General features: G+C 45.2%; 21 protein-coding genes. 18 read left to right on the top strand and 3 right to left on the bottom strand.

Going from position 1 to position 22,950, the window contains the following annotated elements:
- Position 1: 1 nt before the first annotated feature.
- Genes R2Q85_RS20220 through R2Q85_RS20195 form a run of 6 tightly spaced genes read left to right on the top strand, consistent with a single transcriptional unit; the run spans position 2 to position 8,038 of the window.
- Positions 2-988: a TatD family hydrolase gene (locus tag R2Q85_RS20220; protein WP_316813611.1), complete on the top strand. Its 987-nt coding sequence runs from the start codon at positions 2-4 to the stop codon at positions 986-988.
- A gap of 1 nt (position 989) precedes the next feature.
- The gene (eboC, locus tag R2Q85_RS20215; protein ID WP_316813610.1) at positions 990-1,868 is read left to right on the top strand and encodes a UbiA-like protein EboC; all 879 of its coding nucleotides are present in this window, start codon (positions 990-992) and stop codon (positions 1,866-1,868) included.
- Between the two features lie 18 nt (positions 1,869-1,886).
- The gene (locus tag R2Q85_RS20210; RefSeq protein ID WP_316813609.1) at positions 1,887-3,077 is read left to right on the top strand and encodes a 3-dehydroquinate synthase; all 1,191 of its coding nucleotides are present in this window, start codon (positions 1,887-1,889) and stop codon (positions 3,075-3,077) included.
- Entirely contained in the window at positions 3,067-4,275 is a 1,209-nt protein-coding gene (gene eboE / locus R2Q85_RS20205) for a metabolite traffic protein EboE (protein WP_316813608.1), read from the top strand. The genes R2Q85_RS20210 and eboE overlap by 11 nt, the downstream gene beginning before the upstream one ends.
- A gap of 18 nt (positions 4,276-4,293) precedes the next feature.
- Positions 4,294-5,646: an alkaline phosphatase family protein gene (locus R2Q85_RS20200; RefSeq protein WP_316813607.1), complete on the top strand. Its 1,353-nt coding sequence runs from the start codon at positions 4,294-4,296 to the stop codon at positions 5,644-5,646.
- Between the two features lie 40 nt (positions 5,647-5,686).
- The gene (locus R2Q85_RS20195) at positions 5,687-8,038 is read left to right on the top strand and encodes a phosphocholine-specific phospholipase C (RefSeq protein WP_316813606.1); all 2,352 of its coding nucleotides are present in this window, start codon (positions 5,687-5,689) and stop codon (positions 8,036-8,038) included.
- Here the strand turns inward: R2Q85_RS20195 and R2Q85_RS20190 are convergent.
- A complete protein-coding gene (locus R2Q85_RS20190; protein WP_316813605.1) occupies positions 8,019-8,282 on the bottom strand; it encodes an isoleucyl-tRNA synthetase in 264 nt (87 codons plus the stop codon). The genes R2Q85_RS20195 and R2Q85_RS20190 overlap by 20 nt on opposite strands.
- 129 nt (positions 8,283-8,411) lie before the next feature.
- Between R2Q85_RS20190 and R2Q85_RS20185 the strand changes: the two genes are divergently transcribed.
- The 9 genes from R2Q85_RS20185 (at position 8,412) to R2Q85_RS20145 (ending at position 16,787) form a co-directional block, all read left to right on the top strand.
- Positions 8,412-9,155, top strand: coding sequence for a hypothetical protein (locus tag R2Q85_RS20185; RefSeq protein ID WP_316813604.1), 744 nt, complete (start codon positions 8,412-8,414; stop codon positions 9,153-9,155).
- Positions 9,156-9,246: 91 nt separating this feature from the next.
- Entirely contained in the window at positions 9,247-9,723 is a 477-nt protein-coding gene (locus R2Q85_RS20180; protein WP_316813603.1) for a sigma-70 family RNA polymerase sigma factor, read from the top strand.
- Between the two features lie 3 nt (positions 9,724-9,726).
- Positions 9,727-10,287, top strand: coding sequence for a hypothetical protein (locus tag R2Q85_RS20175; RefSeq protein ID WP_316813602.1), 561 nt, complete (start codon positions 9,727-9,729; stop codon positions 10,285-10,287).
- Between the two features lie 78 nt (positions 10,288-10,365).
- Complete coding sequence (locus tag R2Q85_RS20170; RefSeq protein WP_316813601.1) at positions 10,366-11,016, top strand: PAS domain-containing protein; 651 nt, start codon at positions 10,366-10,368, stop codon at positions 11,014-11,016.
- 135 nt (positions 11,017-11,151) lie between these two features.
- Positions 11,152-14,544, top strand: coding sequence for an isoleucine--tRNA ligase (ileS, locus tag R2Q85_RS20165; RefSeq protein ID WP_316813600.1), 3,393 nt, complete (start codon positions 11,152-11,154; stop codon positions 14,542-14,544).
- A 46-nt stretch (positions 14,545-14,590) separates the two neighbouring features.
- Positions 14,591-14,971: a TraR/DksA family transcriptional regulator gene (locus tag R2Q85_RS20160; protein WP_316813599.1), complete on the top strand. Its 381-nt coding sequence runs from the start codon at positions 14,591-14,593 to the stop codon at positions 14,969-14,971.
- Positions 14,971-15,573: a lipoprotein signal peptidase gene (locus R2Q85_RS20155; RefSeq protein ID WP_316813598.1), complete on the top strand. Its 603-nt coding sequence runs from the start codon at positions 14,971-14,973 to the stop codon at positions 15,571-15,573. Before R2Q85_RS20160 ends, R2Q85_RS20155 begins: the two co-directional genes overlap by 1 nt.
- Positions 15,574-15,657: 84 nt before the next feature.
- Positions 15,658-16,362 carry an SIMPL domain-containing protein gene (locus R2Q85_RS20150; protein ID WP_316813597.1) on the top strand — a complete coding sequence of 235 codons (705 nt, stop codon included), beginning with the start codon at positions 15,658-15,660 and terminating at the stop codon, positions 16,360-16,362.
- Positions 16,363-16,472: 110 nt separating this feature from the next.
- The gene (locus R2Q85_RS20145) at positions 16,473-16,787 is read left to right on the top strand and encodes a hypothetical protein (RefSeq protein WP_316813596.1); all 315 of its coding nucleotides are present in this window, start codon (positions 16,473-16,475) and stop codon (positions 16,785-16,787) included.
- Positions 16,788-16,869: 82 nt separating this feature from the next.
- Here the strand turns inward: R2Q85_RS20145 and serS are convergent, their stop codons facing one another.
- Complete coding sequence (gene serS, locus R2Q85_RS20140) at positions 16,870-18,141, bottom strand: serine--tRNA ligase (protein WP_316813595.1); 1,272 nt, start codon at positions 18,139-18,141, stop codon at positions 16,870-16,872.
- Between the two features lie 42 nt (positions 18,142-18,183).
- Between serS and rsmI the strand changes: the two genes are divergently transcribed.
- The 3 genes from rsmI to lnt all read left to right on the top strand — a co-directional run bounded on the left by rsmI (position 18,184) and on the right by lnt (position 21,291).
- Positions 18,184-18,894 (top strand): 16S rRNA (cytidine(1402)-2'-O)-methyltransferase, encoded by a 711-nt coding sequence (rsmI, locus tag R2Q85_RS20135; RefSeq protein WP_316813594.1) that lies wholly within the window; start codon positions 18,184-18,186, stop codon positions 18,892-18,894.
- 125 nt (positions 18,895-19,019) lie between these two features.
- Positions 19,020-19,661 carry a PH domain-containing protein gene (locus tag R2Q85_RS20130; RefSeq protein ID WP_316813593.1) on the top strand — a complete coding sequence of 214 codons (642 nt, stop codon included), beginning with the start codon at positions 19,020-19,022 and terminating at the stop codon, positions 19,659-19,661.
- A 10-nt stretch (positions 19,662-19,671) separates the two neighbouring features.
- The gene (gene lnt / locus R2Q85_RS20125; protein WP_316813592.1) at positions 19,672-21,291 is read left to right on the top strand and encodes an apolipoprotein N-acyltransferase; all 1,620 of its coding nucleotides are present in this window, start codon (positions 19,672-19,674) and stop codon (positions 21,289-21,291) included.
- On the opposite strand, the gene R2Q85_RS20120 is transcribed toward lnt, so the two are convergent.
- Complete coding sequence (locus R2Q85_RS20120) at positions 21,288-22,928, bottom strand: NAD+ synthase (RefSeq protein ID WP_316813591.1); 1,641 nt, start codon at positions 22,926-22,928, stop codon at positions 21,288-21,290. The genes lnt and R2Q85_RS20120 overlap by 4 nt on opposite strands.
- Positions 22,929-22,950: the final 22 nt, after the last annotated feature.

Genomic DNA, 22,950 nt, shown 5'->3' with positions numbered 1-22,950 from the left:
TATGTGCTGTAATGAGAATTTTGAGGAAAGAAATAAGGGAGAAAAGATACAGAGTTCACTTGACCTGAGCGAGATCAGTGGAATGAAGTTCTTTGATCCGCATGTACACATGACTTCCCGCACCACCGACGATTACCAGGCCATGGCCGATGCCGGGATTGTTGCGTTGATAGAGCCGGCCTTCTGGCTGGGCCAGCCACGTACCGGTGTAGACAGTTTTACGGATTACTACAGCAGCCTGATTGGCTGGGAGCGGTTCCGTTCCTCGCAGTTCGGCATTAAACATTATTGTACCATAGGCTTAAATTCCCGCGAGGCCAATAATGAAAAACTTGCAGAACAGGTAATGGAGATCCTGCCCCGGTTTATTTTTAAAGAAGGGGTGGTGGGCATCGGCGAGATCGGTTTTGACGACCAGACCGCTGCGGAAGAGAAATATTACCGTTTGCAGCTGGGCCTGGCCAAAGAAGCAGGATTACCTGTGCAGATCCATACCCCGCACCGGGATAAGAAAAAAGGTACCCAGCGCAGTATGGATATTGCGATAGAACAGGGCCTTGACCCCTATATGGTGATTGTTGACCACAACAATGAAGAAACCGTGAAAGAGGTGCTGGACAGGGGATTCTGGGCAGCTTTTACCATTTATCCGTTTACCAAAATGGGCAATGAGCGCATGGTTGAAGTGGTTAAACAATATGGATCGGAAAGGATCATGATCAATTCGGCAGCCGACTGGGGCATCAGCGATCCGCTGGCCATCCCTAAAACCGCTGCCCTGATGAAAAGATCAGGGATCAGCATGCAGGACATCGAACTGGTGACTTACCGCAATGCCATTACGGCTTTTGCACAAAGCGGGCAGATCGATGAAAATGATTTCCTGAAGGTGAAAAACATAGACCAGAGCCAGAAGTTTGCCAGTAACTCGATATTGCGTGGCGGGCAGCAACCAAGAATAGACAAGAACTCCATTATCATATCCTAGCGTGAACAAATTATTAGGTTTTATCCGGCTGATGCGACCGGCCAATGTGGTGACAGCTGTTGCCGATGTACTGGCAGGAATGGCCATTGCAGGATATTTTTTCAGTACCGTCAGCTACCTTCCCGTCCTGCTGCTTTGTTTGTCAACGATAGGCCTGTATAGCGGGGGGATCATCCTGAACGATGTTTTTGATGCAGAACTGGATGCTAAAGAAAGGCCGGAAAGACCCATTCCAAGCGGCCTGATCCCAAAAAAAGCTGCCACGATATTTGGCGGCGTGTTTTTCTTTATCGGCATTTTTGCCGCGGGGCTTTACAACCCGGCATCCCAATACCTGGCAGTCGCCATTATGGTTTCCTGCCTCATCTACGATAAATTTTTGAAGCACAGTGCGCTGTTTGGACCTTTTAACATGGGACTATGCAGGGGCTTAAACTTATTGCTTGGCATCAGCATCATCCCTTCTGCCATACAGCAATGGTGGTTTTTGGCCCTGGTGCCTATTGTTTACATCGCCGCTGTAACCATGGTAAGCCGGGGCGAAGTACATGGTGGCAGTAAAAGAACATTGTATTTTGCCGCGTTTTTATATGCGCTTGTCATTTCCTGTATCTTGTTTTTTGCCCTAAGGCAGGGCAGTTTACCGCTCACCTCGGTATTTGTATTGGGTTTCGGGCTGATGATTTTCATTCCGCTGCTGAAAGCCATGAAAAACCCGGTTGGCCCTAACATAGGCAAAGCGGTAAAAGCGGGCGTTATCGCTTTAATTTTAATGAATGCAGCATGGGCCAGCGCCTTTGGTATGGTAAATATTGCTGTATTCATCGTAATTTTATTACCAATATCTTTAATGCTGGGTAAGGCTTTTGCGGTTACTTAGCGATGAATTTCGTAGGACATGAATTATTTAGAACAGTCGTTTAGTGTAAAATTTGACTATAAAATCTACTTTACCTCTTCCCTTTTTGAGTTGGGGAACCCCTTGCTGGCCGGTTTTTTTGAAGCCAGGCCTTCTGCAGCTTTGAGGAAAATATTTTTCGTCATCGACGGGGGCGTTACCGAAACTCATCCTAACCTGATAACAGCCATAAAAACATACTTCGCCGGACAGCAGCAGGTACAGCTGATCCCGGACATTATGGTGGTACCTGGCGGGGAAGCTTCAAAAAATGATCCGGCCCTGTTTGACCAGCTTGTAGCCGCCGTAAATGTTCATGGAATAGACAGGCATTCGTATATTGCGGCCATTGGCGGGGGCGCGGTACTGGATCTGGTGGGCTATGCCGCAGCGGTTGCTCACCGGGGCATCAAGCACATCCGGATCCCTACCACTGTACTGTCGCAGAACGACTCGGGCATTGGCGTTAAAAACGGGATCAATTATCAGGGCAAGAAGAACTTCCTGGGTACTTTTGCCCCCCCTGTTGCGGTATTTAATGACGATGTGTTTTTACAGACCTTAACGGACCGGGACTACCGCTCCGGAATTTCTGAAGCGATAAAGGTGGCGCTGATCAAGGACCCTGATTTCTTTTACTGGATTGAAGAACATGCCGCGGCCCTGGCCGCACGTGAGCAGGAAAGCATGAACTACCTGATTAAACACTGCGCCAAACTGCATTTAGACCATATTGCCGGTGACGACCCTTTTGAAACAGGATCGGCCAGGCCCCTGGACTTTGGCCATTGGAGTGCCCATAAACTGGAGCAGCTGAGTAATTTCAGTGTGCTGCATGGTGAGGCGGTGGCCATGGGTATTGCCCTGGACAGCGTATATTCCTTTTTAACCGGGCTACTGACCGAAGAAAAAGCTTTGCGCATACTGGAAGTACTGACCAAACTGAACTTCAGTATTTCAGACCCCATCATCCAGATCAAAGACAGCGGATCCCCCATATTAAAGGGACTGGCTGAATTCCAGGAGCACCTGGGTGGTTTGCTGACCATCACCCTGCTTACCGACATTGGCACCGGAAAGGAAGTACACGAAATGGACCAGCAACAGCTGATAAAGGCCAGTTGCTATATTGCGGATTATACCCACGGAAATAATAGAAAAAAAACGTTAAGTCCTACTCATGAAAGTTAATACCGGACATCTGACCTATTGCACAAACATACATGCCGGAAAAAACTGGGCAGCCGATTTTGAGGCTTTAAAGCAACATTTCCCGGCCATAAAACGGGCTGTAGCGCCAGGACAGGCATTAGGATTGGGATTACGGCTATCGAATGAAGCCAGTTTGCAGCTCCAGCACCCTGATGTTTTGCAGCCATTTAAACAATGGCTGGAGCTAAATGATGCCTATGTTTTTACCATGAACGGTTTCCCCTACGGAGATTTTCACCATGCCATTGTAAAGGAGCACGTGCATACCCCAGACTGGACAACAGCCGAACGCGTAGCCTATACGATCCGGCTGTTCCACATCTTAAAATTAATATTACCGGAAGGTATGGACGGGGGCATTTCTACTTCTCCGCTCAGCTACCGGCATTGGTTTAAAACGGAAACAGACTTTAACCTGGCCAAAAAGAATGCTACCCTGAATATCATTGCAGTCATCCGGGAACTTGTGGTCATCTGCCAGGAAACCGGACAGTGGTTGCACCTGGATGTTGAACCTGAACCTGATGGTATACTGGAAACCGGAAGGGAATTTATCGACTGGTTTGAAAATGACCTCCTGCCTTCAGGTGTTCCCCTGCTGGCCGATGCATTTCAGGTTTCCGCGGAAGCGGCTGCTGAAATGATCAGAAGGCACCTCTGCCTGTGTTATGATGTTTGCCATTTTGCCATTGGCTACGAAAACCATGAAGCGGTATTGCAGGAACTGGAAAACAAGGAGATCAGGGTTGGAAAGATCCAGATCAGTGCTGCCCTGAAAGCCAGTTTAAACCAGACAGCCGCACAGCTGGAAGACATAAAAACCAGCTTTGGCACCTTTAATGAGCCTACCTACCTGCACCAGGTGGTTGCCTTAAAAAAGGATGGCACTTTAATGCGTTATCCTGACCTGCCGGAGGCGCTGAGCGATTTTGGAAATGCAGATACGGAACAATGGCGTGCGCATTTCCACGTACCCATATCCATTAAAGACATCGGTTTGCTGCAATCTACCCAGGATGATATCAGGACGGTGCTGGAACTGCAGAAAAACAAAGCTTTTACCAACCACCTGGAAGTAGAAACGTACACCTGGGAAGTTTTACCGGAACAATTAAAATTACCGATCGCCCAATCGATCAGCAATGAAATAAACTGGGTAATTGATACCCTTGTATAGATACCAAGCCATTTTAAGATGAAGAAAACTGTAGTGATTGATGTTGTTGGCCTGTCGGCAAACCTGATTGGGAAATATACCCCTTTTCTGGAAAAGTACATTCAGGGAAAAAACCTTGCCGCTATAGCGCCCATGCTGCCTGCGGTAACTACAGCAGTACAATCTACTTATTTAACCGGCAAACAGCCTGCAGCACACGGTGTAGTGGGCAATGGCTGGTACGACCATACCGATGCCGAGATCAAATTCTGGAAACAGTCCAACAAACTGGTACAGGCAGATAAAATATGGGACAGGGCAAAAAAGGAAGACCCTGGCTTTACCTGCGCCAATATGTTCTGGTGGTACAACATGTATTCCAATGCGGATTATTCGGTTACACCAAGACCCAATTACCTGGCCGATGGCAGGAAGATGCCCGATTGCTATGCTGAACCCGCCGAACTCCGTGACCTTTTACAAGGCAAGCTGGGTCAGTTTCCCTTATTCCAGTTCTGGGGGCCGGGCGCAAACATCAAATCTTCCAAATGGATCGCTGATGCAGCTGTAATTACTGATGAGCTTTATGATCCTACCTTAACATTCATTTACCTGCCCCACCTGGACTACTGCCTGCAAAAGTTTGGTCATGATTTTAAACAGATTGGCAAAGAACTGGGCGAAATAGACCAACTGGTTAAAGACCTGGTGCAACATTATGAACAACAGGAAGTCAGCATCATTATCCTTTCGGAATATGGTATAACCCCGGTGAGCAAGCCCCTACACCTGAACAGGCTTTTCAGGGAAAACGGCCTGCTGCAGATCCGTATAGAACGCGGACTGGAACTGCTGGATGCTGGCGCGTCAAAGGCTTTCGCAGTAGCAGACCACCAGGTGGCACATATTTATATCAATGACCCATCTGTAACCGCGCAGGTTAAAAGCATCCTGGAAAATACCCAGGGTATTGCTTTAATTTTAGATGAAGCAGGCAAAAAAGCACATGGCCTGAATCACCAGCGGGCCGGAGATTTTGTAGTGGTGGCCGAGCCGGAAAGCTGGTTTACCTATTATTTCTGGCTGGATGATGCCAAGGCGCCGGATTATGCAAGGTGTGTGGACATCCACAAAAAACCAGGTTACGATCCGGTAGAGATGTTTATGTCTTCAAAACCCAGGGCAGCCTATAAACTATTGCGGAAAAAAGCAGGTTTCAGGTATGTGATGGATGTCATCCCACTGGATGCTACGCTGGTTAAGGGTTCGCATGGCAGTATAAATACCCCGGCCGGGTTTCACCCTGTGCTGATTACCGACGAAAAATTAAACAGCCAGAACCTGCAGGCTACCGAAGTTTACGAGGTAATCTGGAAAGCTTTGAACCTATAGGGAATCTGATTACATTTGGTTACACACAGCACCTGACCAAATGAACTCAAGAAGGGAATTTCTTAAAAAAGCAGCCATACTATCTGGTGCAGCAGGGCTGCCCAATGTGATCCCTATGTCCATCCAAAAGGCCATGGCCATTAGTGCCGACCCCGGAAGTACCTTTTACGATGCGGAACATATTGTATTCTTAATGCAGGAAAACCGCTCTTTTGACCATATGTTTGGCAAGCTTAAAGGGGTACGCGGCTTTAACGACCCCAGGGCTTTTACCAAGCCTGACGGTGAAAAAGTATGGCTGCAAAAAGATGATGCGGGCAAAAGCTATGCGCCTTTTCATGTAGACATCAATAAAACCAGGATCACCTGGCAGGGCGGGCTGCCACATTCCTGGAACGACCAGGTAGCCGCACGCAACAATGGCCGCTACGACAAATGGGTACCTGTAAAAAGTCTGATGTCGCTGGGCTATTACGACCGTTCGGACATTCCTTTTTATTACGCCATGGCAGATGCCTTTACCATCTGCGACCACCATTTCTGCTCCTCCTTAACCGGCACTACACCCAACCGGCTATTTTTCTGGACAGGCACCATCAGACCAGAGCAAAATGGAAACTCCATTGCCGCAGTAAGCAATGCACAGGCAGAATCCCGCAAAAATGTATATGTAGACTGGCCTACTTTTCCCGAGATCTTAGAAGACAATGGCATCAGCTGGAAGATATACCAGAATGAAATCTGGACCGCAGAGCTGCAGGGGAAAGAAGCGGATTCCTGGCTGGGCAATTATGGTGACAATGCCATTGAATACGTAAAGCGCTACCAGGTAAAGCTCTCTGCTTATTTCAGGAAAAATGGCGACCATACCGTAAGCCCGGCCCTTACACCAGCAGCAGTAAGGGCAAAGTATGATCAGTTGTCTGAAAGGGAAAAAAACCTGATTGATAAGGCCTTTGCCACCAATATCAATGCACCCGAAAATTACCTGGAACTGTCACCTTTTTCATTTACAGACGACAAAGGCGTAAAACAGACCCTGGAAATCCCTAAAAATGACATCTTTTATCAGTTCAGGACCGACGTTGAGCAGGGAAAACTGCCTACAGTATCCTGGCTTGTGGCTCCGGAAAAATTTTCTGACCATACCAGCGCCCCCCTTTACGGCACCTGGTATGTATCTGAAGCCATCGACATTTTAACCAAAGATCCGGAAGTCTGGAAAAAGACCATCTTTATCCTTACCTACGATGAAAATGATGGCTATTTTGACCATATGCCCCCATATGTAGTTCCTAAACCGGACACGGCAGATGTAGGGAAAGTCTCGGCCCGGATTAAGGTAGATGCAGATTACGAGTTGAAAAAAGACAGCCCGATCGGACTGGGCTACCGGGTACCAATGCTCATTGCCTCGCCCTGGAGTAAAGGCGGCTATGTAAATTCGGAGGTGTTTGACCATACTTCCTGCCTGCAGTTCCTGGAACACTTCCTGGGTAAAAAAACAGGAAAAACGATCAGCAGTAAAAACATCAGCAGCTGGCGGCGTGCCATATGCGGCGATCTGACCTCGGCCTTCCGGCCCGCTAAAGCCGCAGCAACCCATATACCCCCATTGTTAAAAAAGGAAGCAGTCATCGTCGGCATCAACAATGCAAAGAATAAACCCGCCCAGCTTAAACCCAGTTCTTTGACACAACAGGAACTGGACAGCCTTTCTTTTATGCCGCAGCAGGAAAAAGGTACCCGGATGGCCTGTGCACTGCCTTACCAGTTGTTTGCCGAGTGCCGGCTGGATAAAACGAAGCAGTATCTTGAACTTTACCTGGAAACCGGAAAAGGAAATTTTGGGCAAAAGCTGGTACCTAAAGGCGCCCCTTTCCTGCTCTATACCAGCAACCGGTATAAAGGTCTGGACGGGAAAAACTGGAACTATGCCTTAGTTGCAGGCGACCAGTTAACCGACCGTTTAAAGCTGGAACATTTTGAGCAGCTCTGTTATGATTTGCATGTAAGCGGGCCCAATGGCTTTTTTCGGTGCTTTAAAGGCAGCAAAAATGACCCTCACTTACAAACCAGTTGTAGCTATGAAAGCACAGGTTTTTTACGCAACAAACCCAGTGGCAATATCGCATTGCTCCTGGAAAACACGGGCGGGGAGGCCATCCGGCTGGAAATTACAGCTGGCGCTTATCAAACCATGGCTGCCAGGACGATCCTGCTTCCGGCAAAAGAAAAGCTAAAGGTCTTAATGGATCTGAAGCACAGTTTCGGCTGGTATGATTTTACGGTAAAGGTGGCCGGAGATCGGGTATTCAGCAGGCAATATGCCGGGCATGCGGAAACAGGCGAAGATTCGGTAACTGACCCGCTTATGGCTGGTTTGTTGTAGTGTGTGCTGTTCTTTCCGGTTGTTTTTCCGGATCCAGCTGCACTTCTGCATCGTTCACTTTTTTGGCGAAGAGGATGGGATATAAAAACCATAAGGCACCGACCAGGAACAATAATCCTGAAATTTTCAGCACCCAGACGCTGGCTGCTGAATTGGAGGGTTCTATAATTTTAAACGCGATTAGCCCCAAAATGCCTAAAATGATGGCATATACCGCTTTCTGAAGTTTCAATACTTTTATCATGGCGCAAGTATTAATCTGATCTGAAATGATTAACAAAAATCAAACCAATAGTGTTTTAGGATACTTTAAGGAAGGCTTTGCCAGGCGCCATTTATTTTTTGTAAATTCATATTAAGGAAACTGGTTACCATGAAACTAAGCATTGAAAAAACGGGTTTAAAAGAGGTTCAGCACCTCCGGATTTCGTTCCTGGAGGAGCGGAAAGTTCAATTTGTACTTAATAAATGTCATGATTATGGCTGGGCAGATATTTACCTGTTTGTAATGGATGGCATAAAAATTGGCTATGGAGCGGTATGGGGCAGCAACCAAAGAACAGACAGGGATACCATTTTTGAATTTTACATTCTTGAACCCTACCTGAAGTTTGCGCAGTTGGTTTTTCTGCGCCTGCAAATGTCATCAGGGGCACTTTATATAGAATGCCAGAGCAATGACAGTCTCCTGGCTTCCATGCTGTATGAACACGCTGCCGATATCAATACGGAAGCCATACTTTTTGAAGACCGGCAGGAAACCGGGCATGCCATTGCTGATGTGGTTTTTCGAAAAGTGGTGGAAACCGATCAAATGGGCAGCGATGACAGCGACTATGTATTGGCTCTTAAGGATGGAATTGTTGCCAGCGGGGGATTAATGCTGAACTATAACCTGCCCTATGCTGATATTTATATGCAGGTTAAAGCGCCCTTTCGCCATCGCGGATTTGGGAGTTTAATGGTCCAGGAACTAAAAAAACTAGCTTACGGGCTAGGACGGGTACCCGCTGCCAGGTGCAACATCAACAACCCGGTTTCCCGCGCTACGCTGATCAAAGCTGGTTTTGAGGTTTGCGGATACCGGCTAAAAGGCAAAGTTAAAAGCTTTTCTTAAATTTTTTCGGCCAGGCTGTAAGGATCCGGGCTTTGCTGCAACTTATAGGGAAAGCAATAGACAATGAACCATTTCAATAAAAATGCAGGATATGGATGAAAGGCAGTTTTTAACATTGATTGCCGAACACCAGGGGATTATCCATAAGGTATGCAGGCTTTACCGCGATAGCCGGGAAGACCGGGAAGACTTGTTCCAGGAGATTGCATACCAGCTTTGGCGGGCCCTGCCTTCTTTTAGGGGGCGGGCCAAGCAGAGCACCTGGATCTATCGGGTAGCACTGAATACCGCACTTGCCTCTTTCCGGAAAAAGAAACCGGAAATTGCCTACAGCGCCGTTTTACCTGATTTGCCCGAAGCGCAGCAAAGCGAGGAGCTGGCACTTAGACAGGAACGCTTATTTGCCGCTTTGAAACAGCTGGACGATGCCGAAAAGGCAATCATTACCCTTTATTTTGAGGAACTCAGTTACCAGGAAATTGCCGCAGTGATCGGGATCAATGAAAATTATGTGGGCGTTAAACTCAACCGGATTAAAAATAAGATTCAAAAACTTTTAAAATTATAACTCATGGAACTGGCCGATTTAAGATCTACATGGAACAGTGTAAACACAACCGTCAAAACAGCTGAAGAAATCAGGCTGATGCTGAAAGAAAACAACCACCCTGTGTTAAAAGGGATCAGGAAGCAGCTTTGGATAGAAATTATGGGCTGGTCCATTTTCCTGCTGGTTTATTATACGATGTTTGATGGAGATCAGAAACCTTTGCTGATCAATCTGGCACTGGTTGCCGCTGTGCTTTTTTCATTGCTGCATAACCTGATGGGTTATGGCCTGGCCAAACACCTTAAAACAGAAGGGGAGGTTAAACAGACGCTGGAGCATTACTTGTTAAAAGTTAAGGTGTATGCAATCGTATCGGTTGTTTCCAGGATATTGCTCTGGACAGGTTTTCTCTTATTTTTCACCTATAACATCCGCTTTACCAGCAGCAAATATGTTTTACTGGCGGTTGTACTGATCATCCTTACCGTTCAGCTGAGCCTGCTGGGCAGGATGTGGATGATGCGTTTGCGGAAGCTGAGGGATGCTGTAAAGAACTTGCAGCAGCCCCGGCCAGAGAAATAAATGAAACATATTTTATTTCACTATGTTATAGCACAATAATCTTCCCGGATTCATTGATCTATTTTACATTACCTTATTATGCAATTAAAACGACTTCGCGCTATCATTAAAAACGCTTTGCGAAAAATTATCCGGCTTAAAATAGTTGTTAAAAGTTCAGAAGACAAACTTCGCTCCTTCTTCGACAGTTCAGATTCCATTCATTTACTTATCGGTCTTGAGTTAGAAGTGATAGATTTTAACAGAGCGGCAGTAAATTTTGTTAAAAGACATTATGACATCGATTTAACAGCTGGTTTAAACGTTACCCGCTGTATTCCTAAAAAAAACTTAGCCGATTTTCTGGCCAGTTACCATAAAGTGCTGGATGGCGTTCCGGTCCGGGTAGAATGCAAGTTAAAATATCTACAGGAATCAATCATCTGGTTCATCAATTATGAACCCGCAAAAGACAGGCAGGGAAAAATCTTAGGCATGTCTTTAAATGCGATTGACATCACAGAGAAAATTGCAAATGACCATAAGATTTCAACGCAGTATCATTCCTTACAGGAGATCGCCTATATACAATCCCATAACCTGAGACAGCCTGTTTCTTCAATCATGGGTTTGGTAAGCCTGTTTAAGGCAGATGATTATACCTGCGACAGAGAAGGGTTATTGATGCTGGAAAGGGCAGTACAGCAATTAAATGAAGAAATGACCGCGATAGTGACATGTACAAATTAGTATCCCTCTGTTTAGCCCTGATATAGCTTAATATCGGTATCTCTTCAGCCCTTAAAACATGGGCATCAGAAACACTTCAATTTTTCATTTGAAAACCTTAACTTTGCATCCTTAATTTTTGGAGATACTTGATTGATGTATAGGGAATTTAAACAACTGGAACTGGCTAAAATAAGCAAAGAGATACTTGATTTTTGGAAAGCGGAAAACATCTTTGAAAAAAGCATTTCAACAAGATCAAAAGCTAACCCTTTTACTTTTTATGAAGGCCCTCCTTCGGCCAACGGAATGCCTGGTATTCACCACGTAATGGCCAGGGCTATTAAAGATATTTTTTGCCGCTACAAGACACAAAAAGGATTCCAGGTGAAACGCAAAGCAGGCTGGGACACGCATGGATTACCTGTAGAACTGGGAACGGAGAAAGAGCTTGGCATTACCAAAGAAGACATTGGCAAGACCATTTCCATTGAAGCCTATAATGAAGCCTGTAAAAAAACGGTGATGCGTTACACCGATGTGTGGAACGACCTGACCGAAAAGATGGGATATTGGGTAGATATGGATGATCCGTATGTAACCTACAAATCCAAATACATGGAATCTGTATGGTGGCTGTTAAAAGAGATCTATGATAAAGGCCTGCTGTACAAAGGCTACACCATCCAGCCTTATTCGCCTAAAGCAGGTACAGGTTTAAGCTCTCATGAGGTGAACCAGCCGGGCGCTTACCGGGATGTAACAGATACCACCATTGTTGCCCAGTTTAAAGCTTTAGCCGACACATTGCCTGCGTTTTTACAGAACTTTGGTGACCTACATCTGATGGCATGGACCACTACGCCCTGGACCTTACCTTCTAATACGGCCTTAACGGTTGGACCAAAAATAGATTACGTATTGGTTAGAACCTTTAACCAGTATACTTTCCTGCCGGTAAATGTGATCTTAGCAAAGGCTCTTGTGGGCAAACAGTTCAGCAAGGTCTATTTTGAAAGCAATGATGCAGCAGACTTTGAGCATTTTGCTGCCGGCGACAAAAAGATCCCTTACCAGGTTTTAGCGCAGTTTGAAGGCAAAGACCTGGTTGGCATCCGATATGAGCAGCTTTTGCCTTATGCCTTGCCTTATCAGCATCCTGAAAATGCTTTCCGGGTGATTTCTGGTGATTTTGTGACCACGGAGGACGGAACGGGTATTGTACATACCGCCCCTACTTTCGGCGCAGATGACGCCAGGGTTGCTAAAGAAGCCATACCTGAAGTGCCACCGATGCTGGTATTGGATGAAAACGGCACTGCAGTACCACTGGTAGATTTACAGGGCAGGTTTACTGCCCATGTAGGTGACCTGGCCGGGAAGTATGTAAAAAATGAATATTACGATGCTGGCCAGGCTCCGGAAAAGTCTGTTGATGTAGAGATCGCCATTCGTTTAAAAGAAGAAAACAAAGCCTTTAAGGTAGAGAAATATGTACACAGTTATCCACACAGCTGGAGAACTGATGAGCCGCTTTTATATTATCCGCTGGACTCCTGGTTCATTAAGGTGACGGATGTAAAAGACAGGATGTTTGAACTGAATGAAACCATCAACTGGAAACCAAAATCAACCGGAGAAGGTCGTTTTGGCAACTGGCTGAAAAATGCGAATGACTGGAACCTGTCCCGTTCCAGGTATTGGGGAATTCCGCTGCCAATCTGGAGAACAGAAGACAAGAAAGAAGAGGTGATCATGGGTTCGGTTGAACAATTGTACCATGCCATTGAGCAGTCCATTGCATCGGGCTTTATGAAGGGAAATCCTTTCAAAGGATTTGAGATCGGCAACATGACCGAAGAAAACTATGAACTGGTTGACCTCCACAAAAATGTGGTAGACGGGATTGTGCTGGTTGCAGCCTCCGGAAAACCTATGAAGCGCGAAGCTGACCTGATTGATGTTTGGTTTGACTCGGGTGCCATGCCTTATGCGCAATGGCATTATCCTTTTGAAAATAAGGATAAAGTTGACGGGGGCTCCGACTTTCCTGCAGATTTTATTGCAGAGGGTGTAGACCAGACCCGTGGCTGGTTCTATACCTTACATGCGATAGGAACCCTTGTTTTTGACAAGGTGGCTTATAAAAATGTGGTTTCTAATGGACTGGTGCTGGATAAAAACGGACAAAAGATGTCCAAGCGCCTGGGCAATGCTGCCGATCCTTTTAAAACACTGGAAGAATATGGCCCGGACGCTACGCGCTGGTACATGATCAGTAATGCAAATCCATGGGACAACCTGAAATTTGATATTGAAGGGATTGCTGAGATCCGCCGTAAGTTTTTTGGCACACTTTACAATACCTATGCCTTTTTTGCCCTGTACGCAAACATAGATAAATTTGTGATTGATCAGGATAAGCTGACGCCTGTTGCGGAACGCAGCGAGCTGGACCGCTGGATCTTGTCGTTGCTGCAAACACTGATTGCAGAGGTAGATGAAAGCTATAATACTTACGAACCTACCAAAGCGACCAGGGCGATCCAGGCTTTTGTGGATGAGCACCTGAGCAACTGGTACATCCGCTTATCGCGCCGCCGTTTCTGGAAAGGTGAAATGACTGCCGATAAAAAGGCGGCTTATGAAACCTTGTATACCTGCCTGATGAGTGTGGCACAAATGATGGCGCCGGTGGCACCTTTCTTTGCCGACTGGCTGTACAGGAACCTTTCGGTAGCAGACAAAAACAATGTGGCGGAGTCGATACACCTGGCTTTATGGAAGCAGGCTGATGTTGCCTTAATTGATACCGGACTGAACGAAAGAATGCAGCTTGCCCAGGACATTTCGTCTATGGTTTTGTCACTCCGTAAAAAGACCGGCATCAATGTGCGCCAACCATTGGCCAAAATCTTAATCCCCGTATTGGACAATAAATTTGCCGCAAGGGTAGAACTGGTAAAAGACCTGATCTTATCGGAAACGAACATCAAGACCATTGAGTACATCACTGATACTGCGGGCTTTATCAAGAAAAAAATAAAACCTAATTTCAAAGCGCTGGGCCCTAAAGTGGGTAAGGACATGAAAATGGTTGCCGAACTGGTAAGCAATATGAGCCAGGAGGAGCTTACAAATTTTGAAAATACAGGTAAGTACCTGGTTAACGGCACGGATTATGTTATTGAGCTGAGCGATGTGGAAATTATTGCAGAGGATATACCGGGATGGCAGGTAACCAATCTGGGCAGCCTGACTGTGGCACTTGATGTTTCGATCACAGCAGAACTGAAACAGGAAGGTTTATCGCGGGAGCTGATCAACAGGATCCAGAACTTAAGAAAAGAGCTGGGCTACGAGGTGACAGACAGGATTACCGTGACTTTACAAAACCATAACCTGGTAACCGAAGCAGTAGCACAAAATAAAACCTACATTTGCGCTGAAATTTTAGCGGATAACATTAACTTAACGGAAACTTTAGCCAACGGAAACAAAATAGTAATCGATGACGTTGAACTACAAATTTTGATTGCACAACAATAATTATTATGGAATCGTCATGATTTCGCAAAAAACAAACTATAAACAGATGGAAAAAGAGAAAACAAGGTATTCTGACATTGAATTACAGGAATTTAAAGAACTGCTCCTAGAGAAATTGAGAATGGCAAGAGAAGAATTTCTTGATCTGACCAACTCATTGAGCAGCCCAAACTCTAACGGAACTGAGGATACTTCAGGTACCTATAAAACACTGGAAGATGGTTCAGCGACATTGGAAAAAGAACAATTGAACCAGCTGGCAGCCCGCCAGAAAAAGTTCATCGAGAATTTAGAAGCAGCATTGGTACGTATTGAAAACAAAACTTATGGCATTTGCAGGGAAACTGGCAAACTGATCCAGAAAGAACGTTTGCGTGCAGTTCCTCATGCCACTTTAAGTATGGAAGCTAAACTGAAGCAGTCGTAATGAAAGGCTATACCAAACCTTTATTGATCATTTTTTTGGTTTTGCTTGCAGATCAGCTTTTAAAGACCTGGATAAAGACGAATATGTACCTTGGTCAGGAATTCAAGATCTTTGGCAACTGGTTCATTATCCATTTTACTGAAAATAACGGGATGGCCTTTGGTTTGGAGTTTGGCGGGGAGTTTGGCAAACTGGCTTTGTCCTTGTTCAGGATTGCTGCTGTTGCCGGAATTGGCTATGGCCTGCATTACCTGATCCAGCGTAAATACCACAGGGGACTGATCCTGAATGTAGCCCTGATCTTTGCAGGGGCACTGGGAAATATCATCGACTCGGTTCTATATGGCAAAATATATGGCTATGCTACTTTATTTCATGGCCGTGTGGTAGATATGTTCTATTTTCCGCTGATTGAAGGTGTTTTTCCAAAATGGGTACCGATATGGGGTGGTGAGGATTTTATCTTTTTCAGACCTGTATTCAACATCGCTGATGCAGCCATATCTGTGGGTGTAATTCTGATCCTGGTGTTCCAGAAATCTTATTTCAAGGAAGAGGTTGTAGAAGAAATTAGCCCTAATAATGAGATGGTTGAAGAATAAATGGTAAATATTTTGCGTGTGGATATGGAATTGACACCTTAGTTTCATCTATATACCAAATACACAAATGAAAAATATCACATTATGAAAAAATTATTCACCCTTGCCTTTGCGACCTTATTGAGTGTAAGTGCGATGGCCCAACAGGTAGATTTACGTAAAAAGATCAGCGTTAGCGGATCGGCGGAAACTGAAGTTACCCCAGACATCATTTATATCAGCATTTCTTTAAAAGAATACCTGAAAGATGGCAACAGCAAGAAAAAAGTAGACATTACTACGCTGGAAAATGAACTGTTCAATGCGGTTCAGAAAGCTGGCCTGGATAAAGAGAATTTAACGATCAACAACCTGTCCAGCTATACGACCGTTACAGAAAAGAAAAAGAACCCGGATTACCTGGCCAGCAAACAATACCGCTTAAAGGTGACCGATCTGAATAAATGGAATGCGATCATTGGTGCTGTTGATGCCAAAGGTGTAGCTTATACCAATATCGACAGCTATGATTATTCGAAGATCACCAGCTTAAAACAGGAGCTAAAAATTAAAGCTTTGCAGGCTGCTAAAGCCAAAGCAACTTACCTGGTTGAGGCCATTGGCGACAAACTGGGCAGTGCTCTGGATATACAGGAGATCGAAAACCAGGTTTACCCTCAGGCCATGTACCGCTCCAATGTAATGATGAAAGCGGAAAGCGCAGATATGGCTGGTGCAGCGGCTCCGGAGATCGATTTCAAAAAGATCAAATTAAACTACGTAATGAATGTAGTATTTGAGATCAAATAAATAAATCTGACCTGTAGACTATACAGTTTTATTAAAAAACATTCAGAAAACCTATCAATTAAGTTTGGTAGGTTTTTTGTTGTTACCATTAAACAGAAAATTAGAACATTATGAAAAAATTAATTTACTCACTGGCACTGATCTTTACGCTTACCATTACTGTAGATACGGTTTCAGCAGCAGATAAAAACAATAAGGCAAAAACGGAAATGACCGCGGAACAAAAAGTTCAGCTGGAAAGGATCAAAAGCCGCGTTGAGGAGATCAGGGATATGGATAAGTCAGGATTATCCAGGGCAGAAAAAAAAGAACTTCGTAAGGAGTTAAAAGAATTGAAAACAGAAGCCCGTGCAATGAATGGCGGTGTTTACCTTTCGGTAGGTGCCATCATCATCATCATTTTGTTGCTGATCCTTATTTTATAGATTATTAACTAACCACCTATATAAAAATCTGACATCTACCTGTTAGAAACAAAAAGCTTCCCCTTCGGGAAGCTTTTTATGTTTAGTCGATATATTCAAAGCCGGTATAAGGAACCAGGGCCTCGGGGATTTTAATTCCTTTGTCTGTTTGGTTGTTTTCCAGAATGGCCGCAACAATACGCGGCAGGGCCAGGGCACTGCCATTTAAAGTATGGGCCAGCTGCGTTTTTCCAGTGGCGCCTTTAAACCTCAATTTAAGCCTGTTGCTTTGATAAGTTTCAAAATTTGAGACGGAAGAGACTTCCAGCCAGCGTTGCTGCGCTGCGCTCCAGACTTCCATATCGTAGGTCATCGCCGCGGTAAAGCCCATATCACCTCCGCATAAGCGCAATACCCTGTAGTGCAGGCCCAGCTTTTGCAGCAGGCTTTGTACATAGGCACTCATCTGTTCCAGCACCTGGTAAGATTGGTCGGGATGAACGATCTGTACAACCTCTACTTTATCGAACTGGTGCAGTCTGTTTAAACCACGCACGTGTGCTCCGTAAGAGCCCGCTTCACGGCGGAAACATGGGGTATAGCCAGTATTTTTCACCGGGAGTTCTTCTTCTTTTAAGATGACATCGCGGTAAAGGTTGGTAACCGGAACTTCTGCCGTAGGGATCAGGTACAGGTTATCGATACCTACATGGTACATTTGCCCTTCCTTATCCGGTAATTGTCCTGTTCCAAAACCTGAAGCTTCATTTACCAGGAGGGGCACCTGCATTTCCCGGTAACCTGCTGCGGTAGCATGGTCTAAAAAGAAATTGATGAGTGCCCGCTGTAAACGTGCACCTTTGCCTTTATACACCGGAAAGCCCGCGCCTGTGATCTTGGTACCCAGCTCAAAATCAATAATGTCATATTTGGTGGTCAGCTCCCAATGTGGCAAAGCATTTTCAGTCATTACCGCAGCTGCTCCGTGCGTATATACGACCTCATTCTCTTCCGGCGTAGTTCCTGCTTTTACCAGGTGATGTGGCAGGTTAGGCAATTGTACAATCAGGTGATGCAGTTTGCTTTCAGCTGCTGCCAATGCATCAGAGAGGGTTTTGATCTGCTCTTTATTGGCCGTTGTTCCTGCTTTTAACACTTCAGCTTCTTCCTTTTTCCCATTGCGCATCAGCTCGCCGATTTGTTTGGCGCTCGAATTTGCAATGGCAGAGAGCTGGTCTAATGAAGTTTGAAATTGTCTTCTTTCTTCATCAGTTTGTATGATCTCATCAACCAGTTCTGGTTGTTTAAAGTTTCTGAGGCCTAAGCCTGCTAAAACTTTCTCTCTGTTTTCGCGGATATAGTTAACTTGCAGCATTATTTATTTTTTAGACAAAGATAATAGAGTTAAGCTTTAAAAATGACAACAGGAAAACTTTTTCTCGTGCCTACACCCATCGGTAACCTGGAGGATATGACCTTTAGGGCCATCCGGATCTTAAAAGAAGCGGATGTGATACTGGCAGAAGATACCAGGACCAGTGCGCCTTTATTGAAGCATTTTGGGATTGATAAAAAGGCTTATTCCCACCACCAGCACAATGAGCATCAGGCAACAGCTGAAATTATACGCTTTTTGAAGGAGGGTAAAAATGTGGCCCTGATTTCGGATGCGGGAACACCTGCGATATCTGATCCTGGCTTTTTCCTGGTCAGGGAAACTTTGAAAAATGACCTGGCAGTGGAGTGTTTACCTGGTGCCACGGCATTTGTACCCGCGCTGGTCAATTCGGGCCTCCCCTCGGATGTGTTTGTGTTTGAAGGCTTTTTACCGGTAAAAAAAGGCCGGCAAACGCGCCTGAAGAAACTGGCAGATGAAGAACGGACCATGATCTTTTATGAAAGTCCGCACCGCCTGTTAAAAACGCTGGAAGAATTTGCACAATACATGGGCGAAGCGCGGCAGGCTTCGGTAAGCCGGGAGCTCACCAAACTGTATGAAGAAACAGTCAGGGGTACATTAACAGAAATTAAATCACATTTTGAAAACAATATATTAAAAGGGGAATTTGTAATTTGTGTGGCCGGAGCGGAAGAGGTTAAGAAGAAAACAAAATATGACCAGGATTAATAAGCCACGTCATCCTGAGGGAAGCGCAGCGACGAGGGATCTCTTGATTAAGGATAGTTCAAGAGATCTCTCCTATAGTTGAGATGACGAAACGACAAAATTAAGTTAACAAAAAAAGAAATAACATGAATTTGATAGATAGATTTTTAAGTGACGAACAAGATCCAAAGGCGGTTGAAAAGGTTTTAGGAAAACTGAATGATATGCTGACCAGCAACGAGGAACTGATTTATATGGCCGTACAAAAAAAACCTGCGGTAAACTTACTCCCGGATTGTATTGCGGTAAGCAACAAGCGTATTTTTTATTGCGAACCTGGTAATTTCGGGATCACCATGAACTTTAAAGACATCTCCTGGAAAAGCGTTAAAGAGGTTTCTTTTAAAGAAGAGATTTTTGGTTCTAAATTTATTTGCGTGCCCTTACATGGGGAAAACATCATTACAGAATATATCCCTAAAGTACAAGCCCGTAAATTGTACCAGGCTGCTTATGAGCAACTGGAAGCTTTTAAAGAACAGCTTAGACAGGCTGAACTGGAAGATCGCCGCTCCTCAACTTCACCGGTAACGGTAAATACAGCGCCCGCGGAACCGGTAGCCGACGAGGAGCCGAAGCCCTTCTTTTCGCAACCTCCGGCTCCGGTAGAAGAACCGGAAGATGAAACTACTTTGAAATTGAGAAAGCTGAAAAGCTTATACGATAAACACCTGATTACGCAGGAAGAATATGAAGCCAAAAAGGCGGATATTTTAGACAGCTTATAAGTATAGCTTGATGAAATCCAAAAACATTGTACTGGCGCTGTTAAGTGCATTTTTAATGTGGCTGGCCTGGCCGCCAACTTCTTATACAACTCCTTTGCTGTTAATTGGCCTGGTGCCTTTACTGATCGCATTGGATCAGCTGATGCAGAACAAGACCATTAAAACAGGTAAAAAGGTGTTCCTGACTGCGGGCCTGACTTTTTTAGTATGGAATACGGCTTGTATTTATTGGGTTTACAATGCCATCAGTGCAGTAAACAACCCGGTGGTATCGGCATTTGTATCGCTTATTCCTTTTGGACTGGGCGCTTTGCTGATGACTTTTGCCTTTTGGTTGTATTACCGGCTGAACCGGGTAGCGGGCAAGAAGATCGCCTACCTGGGCCTGCTTTCCTTTTACATTGCCATGGAATACCTGCACCAGAGCTGGGACCTGGCCTTTCCCTGGATGACCCTGGGAAATGGCTTATCGGGCATGCACCAACTGGCGCAATGGTATGAGTATACGGGTGTGTATGGCGGATCGTTATGGATATTACTGAGCAATATTTTAGCTTTTGAGGCCTATAAAAAATGGGAAAACGGGGCTAAAGGGTATGCCGGTTTAAGGCCTGCATTGGGCTGGGCACTATTTGTTATATTGCCTGTGGGTTTATCACTGACAAAATACAGCCAGTATAAAGAAAAGCAAGTACCTGTAAATGTGGTGGCGGTGCAGCCCAATATAGACCCTTACCTGAAATTTGGCGGACTTTCATCTGCCCGGCAGCTGGAAGTGCTTACCCGGCTGTCTGATTCGGTGGCGCAACCCAATACGGAATATTTTATCTGGCCTGAAACGGCGATTCCAAGCAGGCTTGACGAAGACAGGATCCGCAGCTCAGGTGATTTTATAATGGCGCAGCGCTTCCTGGAAAAATACAAGAACGGTACATTGATTACGGGCGTAGAGAGCATTAAGTTCTATCCGGATCAGCAAACCTTATCAGCCAGAAAATATGACAACGGTACTTATGTGGATGTATTTAATGGCGCTGTGCAAATAGAGAACTCTGCTAATGTACAGTTTTACCATAAATCCAAACTGGTACCGGGGGTAGAAAAAATGCCTTTCCCGGCAGCATTGTCCATATTAGGGCCCGTATTTGAAGGTTTTGGTGGCACGGTGGGTGGTTATGGCTGGCAAAAGGAACCTGGTGTGTTTTATGCATACAGCGGCATTGGGGTTGCCCCCGTGATCTGTTATGAATCGATCTGGGGTGACTGGGTAGCTGAAGCGGTTAAGAACGGGGCTCAGTTCATTGCTGTGGTAACCAATGATGGCTGGTGGGGAAATACCTCGGGCAAGGACCAGCACCTGATGTATGCCAGGTTAAGGGCTATTGAAACCCGCAGGTATGTGGTCCGCTCGGCCAATACCGGAATTTCCTGTTTCATCAACCAAAAAGGAGATGTGTTAAAGCAGACCAGATGGTGGACCAGTACAGCCATAAAAGCCGACATCAATTTAAATGATGAACTGACCCTTTACGTAAGGACAGGTGACCTTATTGCAAAAGTTTTTAGTGTGCTTGCGCTTTTACTGGCGGCAATTATACCTTACCGGAAATGGGTTAGGAAAACCGTTTAAGAAAGGTATTTACCTACAATTGGCATTCTCCGTCCCATTCCGAAAGCCTTGGGCGAAACCCTTAAGATAGGTGGGGTCTGGTACCGCTTAAACTCTGCGGTATTGACCATTTTGATGATCCTTTTAACGAGTGCTTCGTCATTGCCCTGGGCAATAATGGCCGATGAGCTTTGTTTCAATTCTATGTACTGGTACAGGATCTTGTCTAGGACATCATAATCGGGTAGGGAGTCTGAATCTTTCTGGCCGGGTCTGAGTTCTGCAGAAGGGGGTTTAACAATAGAATTTTCCGGAATTATGGTGCCGTCCTTATTGATGTAATGGGCCAGCTGGTAAACCTGTGTTTTATACACATCGCCAATTACCCCTATTGCGCCACACATATCACCGTATAAGGTACCATAACCAACGGCACATTCGCTTTTATTGGAGGTATTTAATAAAATATAGCCGAATTTATTGGACATGGCCATCACAATAATGCCCCTGCACCTTGCCTGGATGTTCTCTTCGGTCAGGTTGAATGGAAGGCCTTTAAAGGCTGGTGCCATCATGCTGTCGAAGGCATCTGCGGCTTCCTTTATCGGAATGATCTCATGGTTGCAGCCGATATTCTTCACCAGGTCAAGGGCATCCTGTATGGAATGGTCGGAAGAGTATTTGGATGGCATCAGTACTGCCATTACATGCTCCGGCCCCAGCGCCCTGCAGGCCAAGGCACATACGATAGCGGAGTCGATACCGCCCGACAGGCCTAAAACGGCTTTGCTAAAGCCAGACTTGGCAAAATAATCTTTAATACCCAATACGAGGGCATCATGGATCTGTTCTATGTCAGGCACAGCCTGGTGTTGCACAGGGCTATGTCCTTTGATGATGTTATCTGTAAATTCATAGGTACGGAGCGCTTCCTTAAAATAGGGCATTTCGTCGATCAGGTTCCCTTTATTATCGAAAGCGAGTGAGCCGCCGTCAAAGATGATCTCCGTTTGTGCCCCTACCTGGTTTACATACAGTAATGGTAAATTGTATTTCCTGGCATTGTCGGATAAGACCACTACCCTTTCTTCATCATGAAGGTAAGAGAAGGGAGAAGCTGCGATATTGATCATCAGCTTTGGTTTTTGCCGGATCAGTTCGTCCATGGGAACGGAAACATACAAGGGGTTGTTGTTGATGTTCCAAAGGTCTTCGCAGATGGTAACAGCTATTTTTATGCCTTTGAAATCGATACATTCAAAATGGCTGGCAGGTTCAAAATACCGGTATTCATCAAATACATCGTAATTGGGCAATAATGCTTTCTTTATCACTCTTTTTTTCTGGCCATCCTCTATAAAGTAGGCCGCATTATAGAGGTCTTTACCGGCAAGCACTTCATTTTTAACAGGCAGGCCAACAATACAGGCGATGCCATGGCAATGGGCAGCAATTTGCTGGGCAGCCTCTTCGCAGAGTGTGATAAATTCATCAAATTCCAGGAAATCGCGGGGGGGATAACCGCATACGGCCAGCTCAGCGAATACAATCAGGTCAACGCCTTCGGTTTTGGCCTGTTCAATGTGCGCAATGATTTTGTTGGTATTGTATTCAAAATTTCCGATGTGATAGTTGAGCTGTGCTAATGCGATTTTCATGAGCTTATATACTTTTTAAAGT

This window comes from Pedobacter heparinus (assembly GCF_032678725.1).
GTDB classification, from domain to species: Bacteria; Bacteroidota; Bacteroidia; order Sphingobacteriales; family Sphingobacteriaceae; genus Pedobacter; species Pedobacter heparinus_A.
The sequence above is the reverse complement of the archived record's forward strand: the minus strand, read 5'-3'. Positions and strand labels throughout refer to the sequence as shown.